The 18,672-nt window shown below is 44.8% G+C and carries 10 protein-coding genes; 8 read left to right on the top strand and 2 right to left on the bottom strand.

Annotated elements, in window-relative coordinates; genetic code table 11:
* The first annotated feature begins 70 nt into the window (after window positions 1-70).
* The 8 genes from priA to scpB all read left to right on the top strand — a co-directional run bounded on the left by priA (window position 71) and on the right by scpB (window position 13,430).
* Window positions 71-2,494, top strand: coding sequence for a primosomal protein N' (priA, locus tag DYD21_RS12055; RefSeq protein WP_116037022.1), 2,424 nt, complete (start codon window positions 71-73; stop codon window positions 2,492-2,494).
* A 77-nt stretch (window positions 2,495-2,571) separates the two neighbouring features.
* Complete coding sequence (locus DYD21_RS12050) at window positions 2,572-3,798, top strand: YncE family protein (protein ID WP_116037019.1); 1,227 nt, start codon at window positions 2,572-2,574, stop codon at window positions 3,796-3,798.
* A gap of 176 nt (window positions 3,799-3,974) precedes the next feature.
* Window positions 3,975-4,880: a hypothetical protein gene (locus DYD21_RS12045; protein ID WP_116037016.1), complete on the top strand. Its 906-nt coding sequence runs from the start codon at window positions 3,975-3,977 to the stop codon at window positions 4,878-4,880.
* A gap of 379 nt (window positions 4,881-5,259) precedes the next feature.
* Complete coding sequence (locus DYD21_RS12040) at window positions 5,260-7,377, top strand: right-handed parallel beta-helix repeat-containing protein (RefSeq protein WP_116037013.1); 2,118 nt, start codon at window positions 5,260-5,262, stop codon at window positions 7,375-7,377.
* A 186-nt stretch (window positions 7,378-7,563) separates the two neighbouring features.
* On the top strand, window positions 7,564-9,492 hold the full coding sequence (locus DYD21_RS12035; protein ID WP_116037011.1) for a CBS domain-containing protein: 1,929 nt from the start codon (window positions 7,564-7,566) through the stop codon (window positions 9,490-9,492).
* A gap of 18 nt (window positions 9,493-9,510) precedes the next feature.
* Complete coding sequence (locus tag DYD21_RS12030; RefSeq protein ID WP_116037008.1) at window positions 9,511-11,412, top strand: CBS domain-containing protein; 1,902 nt, start codon at window positions 9,511-9,513, stop codon at window positions 11,410-11,412.
* Window positions 11,396-12,559: a succinylglutamate desuccinylase/aspartoacylase family protein gene (locus DYD21_RS12025; protein WP_116037005.1), complete on the top strand. Its 1,164-nt coding sequence runs from the start codon at window positions 11,396-11,398 to the stop codon at window positions 12,557-12,559. The genes DYD21_RS12030 and DYD21_RS12025 overlap by 17 nt, the downstream gene beginning before the upstream one ends.
* Window positions 12,560-12,638: 79 nt before the next feature.
* Entirely contained in the window at window positions 12,639-13,430 is a 792-nt protein-coding gene (gene scpB / locus DYD21_RS12020; protein ID WP_233505532.1) for an SMC-Scp complex subunit ScpB, read from the top strand.
* Between the two features lie 201 nt (window positions 13,431-13,631).
* Here scpB and DYD21_RS12015 read toward each other — a convergent pair whose 3' ends face one another.
* Together DYD21_RS12015 and DYD21_RS12010 are read right to left on the bottom strand one after the other, a co-directional pair.
* A complete protein-coding gene (locus tag DYD21_RS12015; protein WP_116036999.1) occupies window positions 13,632-15,341 on the bottom strand; it encodes a T9SS type A sorting domain-containing protein in 1,710 nt (569 codons plus the stop codon).
* A gap of 66 nt (window positions 15,342-15,407) precedes the next feature.
* On the bottom strand, window positions 15,408-18,407 hold the full coding sequence (locus tag DYD21_RS12010; RefSeq protein ID WP_116036997.1) for a TonB-dependent receptor: 3,000 nt from the start codon (window positions 18,405-18,407) through the stop codon (window positions 15,408-15,410).
* Window positions 18,408-18,672: the final 265 nt, after the last annotated feature.

Genomic DNA, 18,672 nt, shown 5'->3' with positions numbered 1-18,672 from the left:
TGCACCCTGTACCCTGCACCTTTTCACTTTTCACTTCTGACTTTTCTCTTGAGATTCCATAGTTTCGGTCATGCCGATTTTATATGCTGATATTGCGTTTCCCACTGCAGCCCGACAACTGTTCACCTACGAAACCCGCGATCCCGCCATTCGTCCCGGAATGCGAGTGTGGGTGCCGCTCCGGAAAGAGTATGCCATTGGCATGGTGGTTCAGGTGCATGAGAATCGTCCTGATTTCAAAACCCGTCCCGTAGAGCGGATTCTGGATCAGCATCCGGTGATGGATAAAAAAATGCTGCAGCTCACGCAGTGGATTCACCGGTTTTATTACTGCAGCTGGGGAGAAGCGATCCAGGCGGCACTGCCGGTCGGACTCAATTTTTCGAGCGAAAAAGTGCTGAAGGTGAAAAAGGGCTACAAGAGCGATCCCGATGCAGACGATCTTGAGCTGTTAAAAGAGCTTGAAAACCAGACTTATACCCTGAATGAAGCGGAAAAACGATGGCGGGACGGTACTGACAAGAAACGTCTCAAAAAGGCGATCAAGCGTGGATGGGTAACTCTTTGGGAGGAGCCGCGGCAGCGGGTTGATTATAAAAAAGTGAAACACTGGCAGCTTTCTGAATCTTTTGATGCCGAAGAGATCAAAGAGAATCTATCGGATGAGGATCGCGGCAACAAATGGGTGCTGGCGTACCTGGAGTTGCTTGAGATGGATCTGCCGCTGCCGCACCGGGAACTGCTCGATCACAACCTGTTTACGGCCTACACTTTGAAACGAATCGAAAAGGAGGGATGGATCGAATCGGTGGATCTTCCGGTAAAAGGGGACGAGGTGGAGAAAGGCGTTCATCAACCCGAATTGATAAAAACGCTGTCGGATCAACAGCAGAATGCGTACGAGCAGATTCGTAATGTTCTGGACAGCAGAGAGTTTAAAAGTTTTTTGCTCTTTGGGGTTACCGGTTCTGGGAAGACGGAGGTCTATATTCATGCCCTGAAACATGCTCTGGAGCAAGGGCGCGGCGGACTGGTACTGGTGCCGGAAATTGCGCTTACTCCGCAGACCGTCCAACGATTTTTCCAGATTTTTGGCGACCAGATTGCCGTGCTGCACAGCCGCATGAGTGAGCGCGAACGGTTCGAAGCGTGGAAAAGCCTGAAATCGGGTGAAAAACGAATTGCAATCGGTCCGCGATCGGCAGTGTTTGCCCCGGTGCAAAATGTAGGGTTGATTGTGGTGGATGAGGAGCACGATACATCCTACAAGCAGTACGATCCGGCTCCGCGATACAATGCGCGGGACGTGGCGGTGATGCGTGCTCACATGGAAAATGCAGCAGTTGTTCTGGGATCGGCCACACCGGGAATGGTGTCGGTAAAAGCTGTGAAAGAGGAGAAACACGAACTTCTCCATCTGCCGCTGCGTCCAACCGGTACGATGCCGGAAGTGCGGATTTTGAACATGATCGAGTACAAATCAGCGATGCGCGGGCCGCTTACTGTGGAGCTTCACCAGGAGATTGAAAAAAGTCTGGATCGTAAAGAACAGGCGATTTTACTGTTTAACCGGCGCGGGTACGCCTCGTACATGCAGTGCGAAGATTGCGGACATATCCCGCAAAGCCCGGAAAGCTCCACAAGCCTCACCTATCACAAAAAAAAGAATATCCTTCTGTGCCACTACAGCGGCTATTCCCGGCGGGCGGATACGCAGTGCGAACTGTGCGGATCGGATAACCTGAAAACCAAAGGAAGCGGCACACAACAGGTGGAGGAGGAGATTGCTGAACTGTTTCCTGATGCCAGGCTGCTCAGGATGGATCGCGATACGACTTCAGGGAAACACGGGCATCAAAAAATTTATCAGACTTTTTTGAATGGTGAAGCGGATATCCTGATTGGGACTCAAATTGTAGCCAAAGGCCTCGATTTCCCCAACGTGACTATCGTGGGGGTAATAAATGCTGATACGGAGCTCGCTTTTCCTTCATTTCGGTCGGGGGAGCGGATGTATCAGCTTCTGAGTCAGGTTGCCGGCCGTGCCGGTCGGGCAGAAAAACCGGGCGTGGTGTACGTGCAGACCTGGAAGCCGGAACATCCAGCCATTAAGTGTGCCAAAACCCATGATTTTAAAGCGTTTTCGCGCCAGGAACTTGCCAGCCGGGAAATGCTGATGTTCCCGCCATTTTCACGAATGGTGGTTTTCCAGTTTAAAAGTTCATCATGGAGCAGAGTACAGCTGATTGCCGAGAAGTTTTGCGATGCGATCCGGATGGTTATTGGTGATGAACCGGTTTCGGGGCCATCGCCCTCGGTGATTGAATGGATGAACGGTCTGTACCGCTGGGAAGCCAATATAAAAATGAGCCGCAACTTCAACGCGAAACAGATTGAGCACATCCTGAATGGAATATTCAATCGGTATGATAAAATGAAGCCGAAAGGAGCGAGCACGGTGCGGATCAATGTGGATGTCGACGCGGTGGAGTGATGGCGATATTATTTGAGTTGAAAGTCAGAATTATAAATGTTATTTAGGTAGTAGATTTTAATCAAATCTTCACTGCCATGAAAAGAGCAGCTTTTTTTATTCCATTTATAATACTGCTGATATCATGTACGTCTCAGCCTGATCCAAATGAGCCGCGATCCATGGGGGAAGCCATTGAGGTGGATGAGGGACATGAAGCCCATCCGCAATCGAATCGTGTTCCGCATGCAGATGTTCGGTCGGAAAAGCTGGATATCAATGAAACGATCACCTCTGTTATGAATCTGCCCAAACAGATCGAACTGCTTCATGATATTCTGAACGGGGATCAAAACCCGGAGAGAAATGAACTCTCGCTTTTATACAACAGCATGGGCTGGCTGAATGTTGAATCGCTGGACAGGGAAACACTTATTATTATGGAGAAGTTGAATAACCGGCTGGTTCAGTATGATCTGCCGGATGGCCAGATAACGGAGCTGGCTGAAGAGGGCAGAGGGCCGGGCGATATCTTGTTTACACGAGAGATGCAGCTATTCGATCAAAAAATGTACATTGCCATGCAGGGATTCCGTGTTTCATTGTTCGATTGCACCACAGGACTCTGTGAATTTGAAAATACAATTGATACTGGTGTGAATAACTATTCCATCACCCGGACCAACAGCGGATTTACGGTTCTGGGGCTGCCCCCTTTCGGTTTTGATGATTCACCGGGTATGGATGAGGAGATACGGCAGTTTACACTCCATCAATTTACGGAAGAAGGTGAAAAAACGGGGATGTTCAGCCCGGTGTACAGTCACCAAAATCCCATGATTCCGGAGCGGATGAGTGCAGAAGGTTTTGTGAGATATCATCCCGAATCGGGACGTACTATTTTGATTTCCCAATGGCTTCCCTACCTCTACATCTACAATTCTGATGCAGAACTGGAAGAAAAATACCGCATTCCGGACTTCATTCAGGGATATTATAATTTAATCGTTGACGATCAGATCAGCTATTTCAGAAATGATATGCCCAGAAGTATCATCCAGTCGGTTACTTCTGTTGATGATCAATTTCTGGTAATACAAATCACAAACAGGACAAATCTTCGCGGTGTCGACAGAACGTCAAGGCCTCCCAGTGCCGAAGAGTACGATCAGCACGTAACTTACTATGCGTTTGATATGTCAGCCGATCAGCTCTATAAACTTGGTGAAGATCACTATAGGGATGGCGCTCCACGCCTTTTTTATGTGGCCGGTCACGGACTTCTTGAGGCGGGGGAGGAGAAAGCGTACTGGATCGGGTTATGATGACAGACACTCGATTAGCGTATCAACATCAACGTTGCATCAACATCAAAAATCGGCTAATTCCGGAACAGTTTGACATTCAGCGATTGGAAATTCATATTTGATATTCCATTGTTTGTACCGCAGTAAAATGGAAGTGGCCCTAAAAAAACATCCAAAAAGAGACAGGTATTGTTGTGAAAAAGCCGTTTTCAGGATGGACACTTAGTCTGATACTACTCATCTCTGTGCCGGTTTCACAAGCGGATGCACAGCGGCTGATTGAGCGGGATAAGATGCTGAATCCGCTGGAAAATCCTGCTGTTGAACTGGAAGCCGATCAAACCAGCTGGCTGACACAATTTGGAGGATGGGGAGCATTTGGAAGCCAGGTTTTATCACGTGATTCGGATCATCTGTGGTACCAGGAGCTGGGCGCCTATGCAGAGATTTATCGCAGGGGAAACCGAACAAGCCTGGCAATAACTTCTCAAATTGAATTTATTGCGGATGATTCTAATGATATCAATTTTAGTCCGCGAGCTATTTTCTGGGAAGAAGGACTCCTTCTTACAAGATCATTCGATTCTTTTACGCTGCAGGCCGGATACTATCACCGCTGCAAACACGACATCGATAACCTGGATACCGGTCAGGAGAGAACACAGGTTTTTGGAAGCGCACTGGCCAGGGTGATATTTCCATTTACCTTGTACAAAAAAAACGATGCCCGGTTTTCCGTTCAGTATGATCACTATACGATCGCTTGGGAAGATCGCGTCCCCGAAGCGTTTGAGCAGTTAAAACCCAGGTGGGATCAGCTTCAATCTTCAATTAAACTCAACTCCGCGTGGAAAATTCAGGTGGGCCGCACGGCTAATCTTTACCTGGATGGATATAGTATGGCCACGATTTTCGAGGAAGATATCTACTACTTGGGGAAGTTCAGAGTTGAACTGGGGAGATCGCAGCAGGCGGGAGATATCCGATTTGGAATTCATATTGAACACCTGGCTGACAGCGGAATTCCCGTTCAGCCTAAAAGCGTGACACTTGCAGGTTTTGGGGTGCGAATCATGACTATCGGAAGTGTGAGTCTGTAGAGCAGATGGGGCGTATTGTATTATAAAATCATAACCTGAAATCGAGAACAGCTGTTTGAAATCGGTTACAATAGTTTCTTTTTTAAGATACGCTTTAGGAACTCAGATTATAACACAATGAATGGGGTACGACACAAGGAGTGGTTATTCCAATCAAATCTGTACCCGGAATATATCTCATCGAATCTGCCGCCATTCAAATCCGCTATGCCGGATAGATCTAAACCTTTTCGATTCACAACTAAAGCAAACAGATCTACACTAAGTGATCATACATCAATATTTCGGGGGAAGATATTGATGATGCATCTGCGGGGGATCCGCACCGCCTTTCAGGGAAATAGTTAATTAAAAAGAAAATTAAAGAAAACTATATATCATGTCATATCAATCAGATTTTATAGGCGCAAAAAAGATCGACAACAGTCGATTATGGCTAAGTAATTCAGGACTATTCACAATATTTATTATCGCATTCGGGCTGTTACTTGTATCCTGTGACGATGATGACCCGACTGGCCCTGACCTGGATCCGGACCCCGACCCGGAGGTGGAAGCCAGTTTCACTATCACACCTGAAAGCCCTGTTATGGGTGATGAAGTGACACTTGATGCCGGGGAAAGTGAGATTACCGATGGGGAAGCGGAATTTTCATGGACACTTAATACCCCAGCGGGCAGTGAAGCCGAACTTGATTCTGAATCGGGAGAAGTTACAGGTTTTACTGCAGATGCGGCAGGAGACTACAATGTTGATCTCGTGGTAACTGCGAATGGCGTGAGCGATGGCGCTGCAGAAGTTATTGAGGTAACTGCCGAAGAGGAAATTTCATCAAATATTACTGATGATCGAACTCTCCATTCCGAGGTGACTTATTTTGTAACCGATGAAATTGATATTACGGCGGAACTTACTATTGAACCGGGAACAGAAATCTATTTTGAATCGGGAACCGGTTTCGAACTTCCAGAAATGAATGGTGCAATAATTGCAAATGGAACAGAAGAAGAACCAATTCTATTCAGCGGAACAAGTGAACAGCCGGGATGGTGGAACGGGATTTATGTCAGAGAATCAAGCAATGCACTGAATCAACTCAACTGGGTGACCATCGAATATGGAGGTGGTGAAGAGTTCTTCCGAAGCGGATCCGGGAATGTAATTGTTGGCCGAAGCGATGACTCTTCTTCGATTGAGATTACCAACAGTACGATTCGTCACAGTGAGAGCTATGGAATCTGGGTAAATTCAGACAGTGACCTGCCGGAATTTGAAGGAAATACGATTACTGAAAATGAAGGCGCACCTGTAAGTTTGCCCGCAAGCAGTATCCACCAGCTCGACGCTGCCTCGACTTTCGCGGGTAATAACGATGACTATGTTTTTGTCAGGAGCGGTAACGATCTTGATTCAGACGACGTCACATGGGAGAACCTTGATGCCGACTATCGTATTCGTGGTGACGACAGCATTGAGATTACCAACGGAGTTACTCTGACCATCGAGCCCGGCGCCACACTTAAATTTGAATCAGCAGGCTACATTGATCTGGACGAGCAGGGTGGTTTGATGGCCGATGGAACCGAGGCTGAACCTATTCTCTTTACCGGAACAACCGAGCAGGCCGGCTGGTGGGACGGTATCTATGTGAGAGAGTCAAATAATACGCAGAATGTACTTGACTGGGTGACTGTTGAATATGGTGGTGGTGAAGAGTTTTTCCGAAGCGGATCCGGAAATGTGATTGTTGGCAGGAGTGATGAATTTTCCTCCATAGAGATCACAAACAGCACAATTCGACACAGTGCGAGCGATGGAATCTGGGTAAATTCGGAAAGTGATCTTACGGTATTCGAAGGGAATACCATCACTGAAAATGAGAGCGCACCGGTTAATATGCCCGCCAGCAGTATCCACCAGCTTGACGCCACGTCGGGTTTCACGGGTAATGCCGATGATTTTATTTTCGTCCGTAGCGGCCATGAAATCAACAATGAAGACGTTACGTGGGAGAATCTTGATGTCAATTATCGAATTGGCGGCGGCGATAGCGTCGAGATCACCGACGGCGTAACGCTGACTATCGAGCCTGGAGCCACGCTCGAATTTGAAAACAGCGGCTACATTGATCTGGACGAGCAGGGCGGTTTGATGGCCGACGGAACTGAGGCTGAGCCTATACTCTTTACCGGTACTACGGAGCAGGCTGGCTGGTGGGATGGTATCTACGTAAGAGAATCTACGAATCCGCAGAATCTGCTCGATTGGGTAACTGTCGAGTATGGCGGAGGTGACGATTTCTTACGTAGCGGATCCGGAAATGTTGTCGTTGGTCGAAGTAATAACGACTCCTCCATCGATATCACAAACAGTGTTTTGCAAAACAGCGCAACCTACGGACTCTGGGTGGAAAGTGATGGCACCGTAAATGATGATGCGTGTGATGTAAACACCTTTGAAAATAATTCACAAGATGACTGTCTGATCAACGAATAGAAGCGCAATTTGTAATCAGAAATAATTTAATCCCGGGCTTTGGCTTAAAGTTCCGGGATTTTTTTTAACTGATATAAGAATTTGGAGTAAATTATTGAATATCCGTACTGCAAATCTAATATGATTTGCTTTAGGCCAATAATTTTCGATTATTAACTCAAACTTCCACATTCAAATCTGCAGCGTATGGGCGAAGAGCGCGTTAAGGTACCTGAATCGAAAGAGCAGTCTCAGAAATTTCTTAAATATCTGCTGCGTGATGTTCGCGCGATGGGCAAAATGCTCGAGGAGGGATGGTTTGAGATAGATAACATCCGTATTGGTGCGGAGCAGGAGATCTGTCTGATTGACCGGAATGCCAAACCGGCGCCAATCGCAATGGAGCTTCTGGAAGAGCTCAATGATAAAAGCTTCACGACTGAACTGGCCAAATTTAACCTGGAGACCAACCTGGAGCCGCTTCTTTTTAAAGATCGTTGTCTCACACAGATGGAGGTCAATATCCAGAAAAAGCTCGATTACGCACGGGAGAAGGTCAAAATTTTCGAAGGCGATATTGTTCTTGCAGGGGTTCTTCCTACCATACGAAAATCGGACCTTGATATCAGTAATCTCACACCGCTGCCGCGCTATCGCGCAATTTGCGACGCGATCAACAAACTTCGTGGTGAAGAGTACGAATTGCGTATCCAGGGAACGGATGAACTGCTGATGAAATTCGATACCCCGCTGCTTGAGGCGTGCAATACCGGTTTCCAGGTTCATCTGCAGGTAAATCCCGACGATTTTGTGCAGAAATACAATCTCGCCCAGGCGATTACCGGACCGGTTCTGGCAAGTGCTGTTAACTCGCCGCTACTTTTCGGGAAACGGCTCTGGAAAGAGACGCGGATTGCGCTTTTTCATCAGTCAGTGGATACCCGGAAAGTGGGGGATCATCTCCGGGAATCGAGCCCGAGGGTTACATTTGGAAACCAGTGGCTGAAAGAGAGTATCCTGGAAATTTACCAGGAAGATATTGCGCGTTACCGGGTGATTTTGAGCTCAGAAGTGGATGAAGATGTTGATAAATTGATGGATGAAGGAAAAGTTCCGGAACTGAGGGCACTTCAGATTCATAACGGCACCGTATACCGCTGGAACCGGCCTTGTTATGGAATCAGTGATGGAAAACCTCATCTTAGAATCGAAAACCGCGTATTTCCGTCAGGCCCAACCGTGACCGACGAAATCGCCAACGCCGCTTTCTGGCTTGGTTTGCTGAACGGAATGGATCAGGAATATCCCGACATCAGCAAGCAAATGGATTTTGATGACGCCAAAATGAATTTCTTTGCGGCTTCAAAACTGGGTCTCGATACAAAATTTAGCTGGACCAATGATAAACGGTACGCAGCTGTTGACTTAATCTGCAACGAACTTCTGCCGCTGGCACGGGAAGGGCTGCTCAGCGTTGGTGTGGATAAAGGAGATGTCGACAGCTACCTCGATATCATAGAAGAGCGGACCGATGCTGGTCAGACCGGGAGCTACTGGATGATTCAGTCCTACAACGCACTCACAAAAGACGTAACGCGCGAACAGGCTCTCACGGCGGTAACCAACGCCATGATTAAAAATCAGAAAAAAGGGGAGCCGGCGCACAAGTGGGGTCTGGCTAAGCTGGATGATATGGAGATGTGGCAGCCTTCATCACTGCTGGTGGAAGAGTTTATGACTACCGACCTGTTTACCGTGCAGAAAGATGATATCATCGAACTTGTGGCCAACCTGATCGACTGGCGGCGGATACGGTACATTCCCGTTGAGGATGACAGCAAACATCTCGTTGGCCTGGTAAGTATGCGGATGGTATTCAGGGAGTTCAACAATGTTATCCATGAAAAAGGGGAGGCAAGCAGTTCGGTGGGTGATGTAATGATCAAAAATCCAATAACGATCCATCCGGAGGCATCGATCCTGGAAGCGGTGGATATTATGGACAGTCAGAAAATCGGCTGCCTGCCTGTTGTGAAAAACAATCGATTGGTGGGGATTATTACGGAACAGAATTATATGACGATTACAAAGCGCCTTCTGAAATTACTTGATAAAAAACGGTTGCCGGAAGATTAGATTTATGTAGGAGAGGATATGGGAGAACAAAAAATTTCACTGGCTAAAGATCCCGAAGCCAGAAAATATTTTCTCAGGCATTTGCTGCGTGATGTAGAAGCAATCGAACGAATTCTGAAAGAGAATATATTTGAGTCCGGTGTGGTGAGGATTGGAGCTGAACAGGAATTTTGCCTGGTAGACAGCCATTTCAAACCATCCAAAAACGCATCCGTTATTCTTCAGATGGTGGATGATGACCATTTCACTTCCGAACTTGCCAAATATAACCTGGAGATTAATCTTGATCCGCTCCCAATCGGGCCGCGCTGTTTCTCAGAAATGGAGAATCAGCTAACGGATTTATTGAGCAAAGCTGAAGATGCTGCCGGCTCGATGGATGAAAAAGTGATACTTACGGGAATTTTACCTTCTATCGATTTCAGAGCAGTACAAATAGAATATCTGACTCCGAAAAAGAGATACAAGGCGCTAACCGATATTTTGTACGAACTCAGGGGAGAAGATTTTGAGTTAAATATTATCGGGGTGGATGAACTGATTCTTCGCCATAGTAATATCTTATTTGAAGCGTGCAATACCAGCTTTCAGTGCCATTTGCAGATTGAACCGAACCGGTTTACGGACCTGTACAACTGGGCACAGATGATTTCCGGACCTGTACTGTCTGTGGCTGCAAACTCACCGCTGCTGCTTGGAAAACAGCTGTGGTCAGAAACCAGAATTGCTCTTTTTCAGCAGAGTATTGATACCCGCGGTAAGGGGTTCAATTTCAGGGAACGGGAACAACGGGTTACATTTGGCAACCGGTGGATCCGGGACCTCGGAGATGTTTTTAAAAATGATATTGCAAGACACACGCTTCTTTTTTCTACAGATCTGGAAAAAGATTCACTGGAACTGCTGGACGAGGGAGTAATTCCAAAACTGGATGCCTTACAGCTTCATAACGGAACTGTTTATAAATGGAATCGTCCTTGTTACGGCGTTACGGATGGTGTTCCGCACCTGAGAATTGAAAACCGTTATCTTCCATCCGGGCCAACAGAAAAGGATGAGATAGCCAACCTGGCTTTTTGGACCGGGTTGATGAGCAATATGCCGGAACAGTTTGAAAGTAACTGGCAGGAACAGTCATTCGAAGACGCGAAAGAAAATTTTTATAAAGCAGCGATGTGGGGCATACAGAGCGGAATGGTTTGGGAGGATAACTTAATGTCAGCCCGCAGACTGATACTCGAAATTTTACTTCCCATGGCAAAAGGCGGGCTGGAGAAACTGAAGATCGATAGCGACGAAATAAATCACTACCTGTCGATTATTGAAAAGCGAGCAGCCAAACATTCAACTGGGGCGAGATGGATTGTAAATAGTTTCAGGTCTCTTCGCAGATCATACAGTAAAGAAGAAGCTGCAGTTGCTATTACAGCGATGATGCATCAAAAGCGGGCATCCGGAAAGCAGCTGCATGACTGGGAAGTGGTGCGTCCGGAAGATCTGAAAGATGTGAAATTTCGCTATGATGTGGTCAGCAGTGTGATGAGCACAGACCTGGTAACGGTAACAGAAAATGATCTTGCCGAACTTGTACTCAAAATAATGGATTGGCGACAGATCCGGCACCTGCCTGTTGAGGACCTGAATGGAGAACTCAAGGGAATTATTACAAAGAAACGATTGATTCGTTATCTTGAGGATCATAAAAATGATCCGTTCTCTATAGCATCGGACGTAATGGACGATAACCCCATTACAATCGGCCCCAATGAAGATTTAAAGTATGCCATGTTGCTTATGCTGGATCATAAAATAAGCTGTCTTCCCGTCGTAGAAAAGGGTCGGCTTGTGGGTATTCTCACAGATAAGGATACTCACGAGATTTGGGAAAAAATTAAAAAGTCTGATGATTCAAGAAACTGAAGTACAAGAAAAAGAAGGACAATACAACCGCATTCAACTGGTCAGGTCCGGTAAAAAAGGCGGCCCTGTTGTGGTTCTGTTTGTGGGTATTCACGGTAACGAAACTGCGGGTGTTTCTGCAGTGGTAAATGTTCTGAAACAATACTCAAAAAAGAAAAATAGTCTGAATGGCACTCTTTATGCGATAAAAGGAAATATTGAAGCTCTGAATCGCGGTGTGCGCTACATTGATACAGACCTGAACAGGCTGTGGGAAGTTTTTGGGACAGACCGGGATTACTCTGAAACAATCAATAGTTCTGGTCAGGAACCTTCAGAATACTATGAAAGCCTGAAAATAAAATCTACCATTGAGGATATCCTGGAAAAACACAGTCCTAATGACCAGGATATTATCTTTGCAGACCTGCATACCACCTCATCTGAAAGCTGTGCATTTATTTTATTGAACGATACTCTGAAAAACCGGGAAATTGCACGGAAATTTCCCGTGCCGCAGGTTCTCGGAATTGAAGAAAATATTCACGGTACGCTATTGAGCTATATTAACAATTTGGGGTACAGGGCTGTTGGGTTCGAAGCCGGGGCACATACCGCAAGTGCATCGGTTAGCAAAAGCGAGGCATTTATTCACCTGTTGTTACACTATACAGGGCTGCAGAATCTGGATGAAGAATCGCTGAAAGCAGCAGAACAGGAGATACAGGCAGATGCCACTGTTCCCGATACCTATTACGAAATTCGTTATCATCATTACGTGGAGGATCCGGAAACGTTCGACATGTTTCCGGGATTTCATAATTTTGATCGCGTGGAAAAAGAGACTCCGCTGGCTTATGAAAATGGTGAATTAATAAAGGCTCCCGTTTCCGGAAGGATTTTTATGCCGCTCTATCAAAAACGCGGAAACGATGGTTTTTTGATTCTGGACGAGGTGTCACCATTCTGGCTTACTCTCTCATCATGGTTCAGGAACAGCTCGGCACACGCTATATTGCAATATCTGCCGGGGGTCACAAAAGTCAGCCGCCAGGTCTATGAAGTAGATCGCAGGATTGCGAAATTCCTGGTTAAAGAGATTTTTCACCTGCTTGGATACCGGGTACTCGAAAAAAACGAATTCACCTATATCTGCTTCAGGCGGTAATTTTACTTTTGATGAAACCCCGCTATCTTCTGTGAAGAATTCTCTGATCTAAAATCACACATCTCATAGTTCACAAATCATGCTTGATTACCGTTTTGTTGATGGTACACGGTTAACCGCTGTGATCGAAGCCCTTATTTTTTCAAGTCCGCAGCCGATTGGATGGGAAAAATTGTCTGAAATTGTGACTGAAAGTGAGGAAGATCTTCAGTTAAATGAGGAGATTATAAAGCGAATTATAAACCGTCTGAACGAGCGGTACGAAGAGAACGATCTTGCATTTCGCATTGAGGAGACCGGCGGCGGTTACACATTTGTCACCCAGCCAAGATATCATCCCTGGCTGAGCATTTTTCAGCACGAAAATGCGTACCGGAAACTGTCGCAGTCAGCTACAGAAACACTCGCCATCGTGGCGTACCGGCAGCCGATCACAAAACCGGAAGTGGATGATATACGCGGGGTGGATTCCGGGTATATTCTGCGCCAGTTACTGGAAAAGATGCTGGTGAGGGTTTCCGGCAGGGCCGATTCTCCCGGTAAACCGCTGCTTTACAAAACTACGAAACACTTTTTGAAGCACTTTGGAATTAATTCGGTAGACGAACTGCCAAAACCCCGTGAAATTGATGAGATTCTGAAAGATGATGACATGGCCGATCACCGGCGCCTGCTCATGGAGCGGCAGATGGAACTTGAAGATGAAGAAGCGCGCCAGATGTTTGATGAGTATTCTGAGAAGAGAGAGAAAAAAGAGCCGGATGATGAAAAGCAGAATACCAGTTCAGTCAACGGGTCAGGTAATAAAAATAATTCAGGAGCTGAAGATACAAGTAATGATGATGAAAATGATCCGGATAGAGAGGAGTAAAGGAGAAATCAAATAATAGTGGACCTAAATGGGGGAGAGCTGATTGAAGGAGTTCATTGCCTGATTCAGGAAGTAAGAACAATCCTGTGATATAAAACAATTTATTCGTCTTTCAACACATCAGGATAAAAAAAAGCCCTGGTTGTGTGCCAGAGCTTTTAATTGTAGTGTTCAGTTTAAGAATGAATCTGCAGTTCTGAATTACTTTATCAGAGTCATCCTTTTGGTTTGAGAAATATCTCCGGCTTTTAGCATATAGATGTAGATACCGCTGCTCAGGTTGCTGGCATCAAAATTTACACGATAAGTTCCAGCCTGTTGGAAATCATTATTTACCAGTGTTGCCACTTTTCGTCCCAGCATATCAAAAACATCAATTTGCACATTAGAGGCTGTTGCAAGATCGTATTGGATAGTAGTAGCAGGGTTAAACGGGTTGGGATAATTTTGCTTTAAGGAGATTGTTGTTGGAATATCTCCGGCAATAATTTCAGAAGATGTAGATACCCAGTCTTCTTTTATAGCGGGAAACCAGTTTAGGTCACCAACAGGGAAACCATCAGTTGCTCCGGTATAAGCTGCTGATGAGGTAGAATAAGAAGCATCAAAATCATTCACATAATAGGTGATGGGACGCCGGTCCATATCTTCAGTAGCCGGATTCCAGTAATCATTTGGAGTATCCTTTGTTTTTTCGGCTACTTCAATATAGTACGTCATCAGGCCAATCATCAAATCCGGTACATTTGTTAAACCGGGATCGTCAATCTGAGTAAATGCATCATCTGCAGAATCTCCTAACCTTTCCCTGATATGTATCGACAATGGTTCACCGACCGAGAGTTCTTCATAACTATCAAGGAAATTCTGACCTTCAGCTGTTACAGCGAAATAGTTGTTTTCTATTACCCACTCAGTGGTTTCATTTGGATTGGCAAAGATCCACGCCATCCGGTTGTTACCATTATCATACTGCTCGCCAGTGTTGGCCCATTCTGCAGTTCGGGTATCGTCTGTGGGATCTTCACCGGAAGCAAAGGCGTCCACAAAAAGATTGTTTGTGATCTCAATTTTATCCCCAACTGTTCCCAGTGATAAAACTCCGTGGAATCCCATTCCATTTACAAATGTGTTATGATCAAATAACCCATAACCGATTGCACCTGTACCGGCCTCAGGATTTCCGAAATTGTAGTGTCTTATGGGTCGATCCTGATAATTAACAAATGTATTATTTATCATTATTAAGGAATCAACCGAAGCCTCCCTAAGATCAATACCTTTACCGGCACCAAAATTTGAGGTCGAAAGAGCTCCCAGATTTGCAAAAACTACATCTTCAAAATGAATTTTCACTGTAGAACCTTCCGTTCTTAAAATTTGTCCTGCAACATTTGAAAATATACTGTTCGTTACTATGATTGAAGCACCTTCCTGATTTGTTCGTAGCAGACCACCCTGAACCGTATATAACTCATCAAACTCCTCTTCTGAAAGATCGTCACCCGGTTCATAATAGCCGGTTACAGCAAGGCCATCAAGAATGATATCTCCGCCTCTTGAAATGAACAAGTTGCCGGGAGGATTGTTAGGGTTGTCGCCCGATCCTGTGGGATATTGATATATAATCGCTTTTTCGTCATTTGAAGACCGTACATGAAGCGTTTCATAATCTTCTATGAATAGAATAGAGGTATTTAAATATACCTCACCTCCGATTAATTCATAGATTCTGCCTTCCGGTATGACTCCATCATTTGCGGCAGTGTCTGCTGCAATCTGATCAACAAGGAACTGTTGATTTACGTTATAAGGCTCAAGTGTAACTACATCCTGTGCAAATGATACACTTGTTAACATTGCCATTAGTACAATAACTGTACTAATACTAAAGTAACTTTTTGATATCATAATGATACCTCCTATTAGTGGTTATGGTTAGATTTCAGAGTATTTTTTACTCTAAACAATTTTGCATCACAAGTTTATTTGCACACCAAAATCAAATGTTAACCCGTACGATTCGGTGGATCTTGGGATCTTATACCCAATCTGCCTGTTATGCTGAATATTACTCTCTCTTATACTCGTTAAGTTATTTACATTCCCTACTACAGTTAAAAAGTCTGTGAACCTGTATTTAAGGGCTAAATCTAACCGGGTATAAGCCGACTGAATTCGATCACTTCTGCCGGTTGGAGAAAAAGAACTGTAAAATTCTGACTGATGAAAAGCTGAGATTCGACCTGAAAATCCTCCGATATCGTATCCAAGTGATACATTCCCGAAGAGCTCAGGCTGGTCCTGCATCTCCTGTTCAAAAGTTATTGTCCGGACCTGGTATTGAGCACGCTCTCCTAATATTGGATCCGGAACATATACGGTGTCGGTAGTTGCTCCAAACAGAGTCGTATTCGATTTTACAAGTGAGGCATTATAGCTTAAAACAAAATTTCCGAGTAACCCGGGGAGCCATGTCAAATTTATCTGGTGATCTAATTCCAAACCATACACTTCTGATGTTTCAGGAGAGTTGTAAGGAACAAACAGGTTATAATTCGCCCGGTGGGGAGAGCTCCAATCCAGGCCCAGGCTATTAATAAGTGTATCACCCGAGGTATTAATGCCGTTCAGCATATGATACATGTCATCAATACTTTTGTAGAAGGCGGATACCGTAAATAATCCAAGCCTGTTGCCATAGAATGAAGTGCTGACTTCATAATTCCAGGCTTTGGCGGTTTTTAGTTTTGGATTTCCAAGCACCAAAATCCGGTCGCCCCCGGTTTCAGAATCACGCCAGGCAAAGTAGGATAGCAGGCGCATGTTAAAATCAGGGCGGGCCAATGCTCTGAACGCTGCAAGCCTGATGTTCATAAAGTTTGTAGGGGCAATATTTAAATGCAGGTGGGGGAGTATTATAGTTTCAGAGTATGTGGAACTGGTATCGCGTGTACTTCCTTCCGGTACAGGAAATCCACCAATTTGCCGGGGAGAATAGGTGTTGCTGTAATCGTGGTTTTCGTGCTCAACCCTTGCTCCGACAATAGCTGTAACGATTTGTCCAAAGTTAAAGGTGTTCATCAAGTAACCGGCTGTAACCGATTCTGTAATGTCATACGTATTTGCTTCAGCCGAAGGATCATGGTGATACTCTACATTTGTGCCTGCCTGGTTTATACCATTCTTGTTCAGGCTGTACCACTGACGCATTCTGTCGCGGTCAATCAGTGGATTCATGTTGAAATCGTCTAAAATAAATCTCGATCTGGGATCAGAATGCAAAAAGTCACTGAATGAAGGCTGCCTGGAGCCCGGGTTGTTTAAGAATGATTGATAAAAATCCTCAAAGTGTGACCCGTCAAAATCCTTTCGGGCAACAGAGCCGTTAGGCAAGGTTTCGAATTCTCTCCAATATCCGAGCCGATAGGGGGCAAATGTTCGTGTATTTACATTTGATCTGTCCTTTGTGGCAAATTTTCCACCAACTTTTATCTCCCCAGAGAAAGCATTACTAACAGAGTATTCCCTTGCAAGGTCAAGTCTTGCAGTAAGTTCAGCATCAGAATTATCCTGTGTTCGATAAAATGCGTCACTAATACTTGCATTCTCAAAGTTGTTGTATGCAAAATCTGCAAACTGCTCTGGATTTTCTTTGATGATAGGCATCCCGGATCTCATGCCGGATACACCACTGCTGGATGGTTCAAAAAAATTGGCCTCATAATCATAGGGGAATTTTGATTCAGACCGGGAATACGATAAAATCCAATTGGCATCTAACCCGAGAAATGTATTTTCACCCATTATAGAATTCGAAAAAATATCGATCTGATTTTCACGGTCCCTGAATGAGTAGGTAACACCTCCCTGAGCTTGCGGATAATTTCGGGAATGCGTGAGAAAATCTCTTGTTGTCGTGCTATACATTGAACTGAGCTTAATATTTCCATCGGCGGGCAAATTAAAGTCGAAAATTACTCCTACTCCTTTTCTTGATCTGTTTTCATCAACATATTGCAGGTGGAGATTGTTAATCAGGTAATCTCTATTCTGATCCAGTGAGGTGTCATATCCGATATTAATTCTCTCATTATTTCTGATTTTACTTTCAAGGTTTCCGTTAATCTGAATCCCTAAAAAGTTATCGAAGAACCTCCCACCGTATTTTAGATCGAAATCGTACTGCCCGAAAGATTCCAGTATATTATTATAGCCGCCTTTAGCGGTAAGCCTGAATTCACTTTCTTCCGGAGCTTTTCTTGTAACTAAATTGATAGATCCTGCTATGGCATCAGCATCTTTGTCGGGGGTAACGGCTTTATGTAATTCAATTCCGGCAAGAGAGTTTTGTGAAATTGAGCTGAGGTCAACTCCCCGGCCCAGTGCATCTGTGGCCGGAAGTTTTACGCCATCTACAGTGACATTTAGATATTTATCACTTAAACCTCTGAGGATTACCTTATTGGCTTCTCCTCCCGATCTGCCAAGTGAGACTCCTGATAAACGGCCAATGGATTCGGCTGCATTTGCATCAGGCAACTCACGGATTTTTTCTTCGGAAACGATATTTACAATCGTATTTGAAGCCCTCTGCTGATTTATAGCGACTATTTGACCCAAAGCCTGTGAGGTAATCGTAACTTCTTCTCCTTCAACTGAAGCTGCTCTCAGTTCTACATCTAATGTTACTGTACCTTCTTCAGGAATGGTAACATCAAGAGTTTTTGATTCATAGCCAATGTAGGAGAACCTCAACTGTACCTCCCCGGCCGGAATTCGACGCAACTGATACCTTCCCTCAAGGTTGGTAGCGGTTCCAGTAGAAGTTCCAATAATGATGACTGTTGCACCTACCAGCGTTTGCCCGTCCGCTTGATCTGTAATGACTCCCCTGAGAGTTCCCTGCGCAAATAGATAACTCTGGAAAAGAAAAAAGAATAAACCAGTGAAAATAATTTTTTTTGAAGCCTGCATACACCTTGTGCTATATGTAGCGGTTTTAGGATTGCGAATAAAATTCTTACATGGATACTGCAAATTGATCTGGTTTCCCTCCTATTTCCAGACCCGACTTGATTGTTACTTAACCGTTAACTTAACTTGTGCAAAAAAATCATCTGAGTCAAGTGAAACTATTAATTTGTTCGAAAATTCTGTTTTGAAGAAGAGATTATAAAATTTACCGGGAGTTATTTTATCAACATTTGAAAAGACAAAATTGGTTACCCCGAGACAGGAA

This window comes from Rhodohalobacter sp. SW132, assembly GCF_003390325.1.
Taxonomy (GTDB): Bacteria; Bacteroidota; Rhodothermia; order Balneolales; family Balneolaceae; genus SW132.
The sequence above is the reverse complement of the archived record's forward strand: the minus strand, read 5'-3'. Positions and strand labels throughout refer to the sequence as shown.

Bases quoted from the DNA above. Each gene is read 5' to 3' on its own strand.
- priA (WP_116037022.1), top strand. From the start codon at position 71: ATGCCGATTTTATATGCTGATATTGCGTTTCCCACTGCAGCCCGACAA.
- DYD21_RS12050 (WP_116037019.1), top strand. From the start codon at position 2,572: ATGAAAAGAGCAGCTTTTTTTATTCCATTTATAATACTGCTGATATCA.
- DYD21_RS12040 (WP_116037013.1), top strand. From the start codon at position 5,260: ATGTCATATCAATCAGATTTTATAGGCGCAAAAAAGATCGACAACAGT.
- DYD21_RS12035 (WP_116037011.1), top strand. From the start codon at position 7,564: ATGGGCGAAGAGCGCGTTAAGGTACCTGAATCGAAAGAGCAGTCTCAG.
- DYD21_RS12030 (WP_116037008.1), top strand. From the start codon at position 9,511: ATGGGAGAACAAAAAATTTCACTGGCTAAAGATCCCGAAGCCAGAAAA.
- DYD21_RS12025 (WP_116037005.1), top strand. From the start codon at position 11,396: ATGATTCAAGAAACTGAAGTACAAGAAAAAGAAGGACAATACAACCGC.
- scpB (WP_233505532.1), top strand. From the start codon at position 12,639: ATGCTTGATTACCGTTTTGTTGATGGTACACGGTTAACCGCTGTGATC.
- DYD21_RS12015 (WP_116036999.1), bottom strand. From the start codon at position 15,341: ATGATATCAAAAAGTTACTTTAGTATTAGTACAGTTATTGTACTAATG.
- DYD21_RS12010 (WP_116036997.1), bottom strand. From the start codon at position 18,407: ATGCAGGCTTCAAAAAAAATTATTTTCACTGGTTTATTCTTTTTTCTT.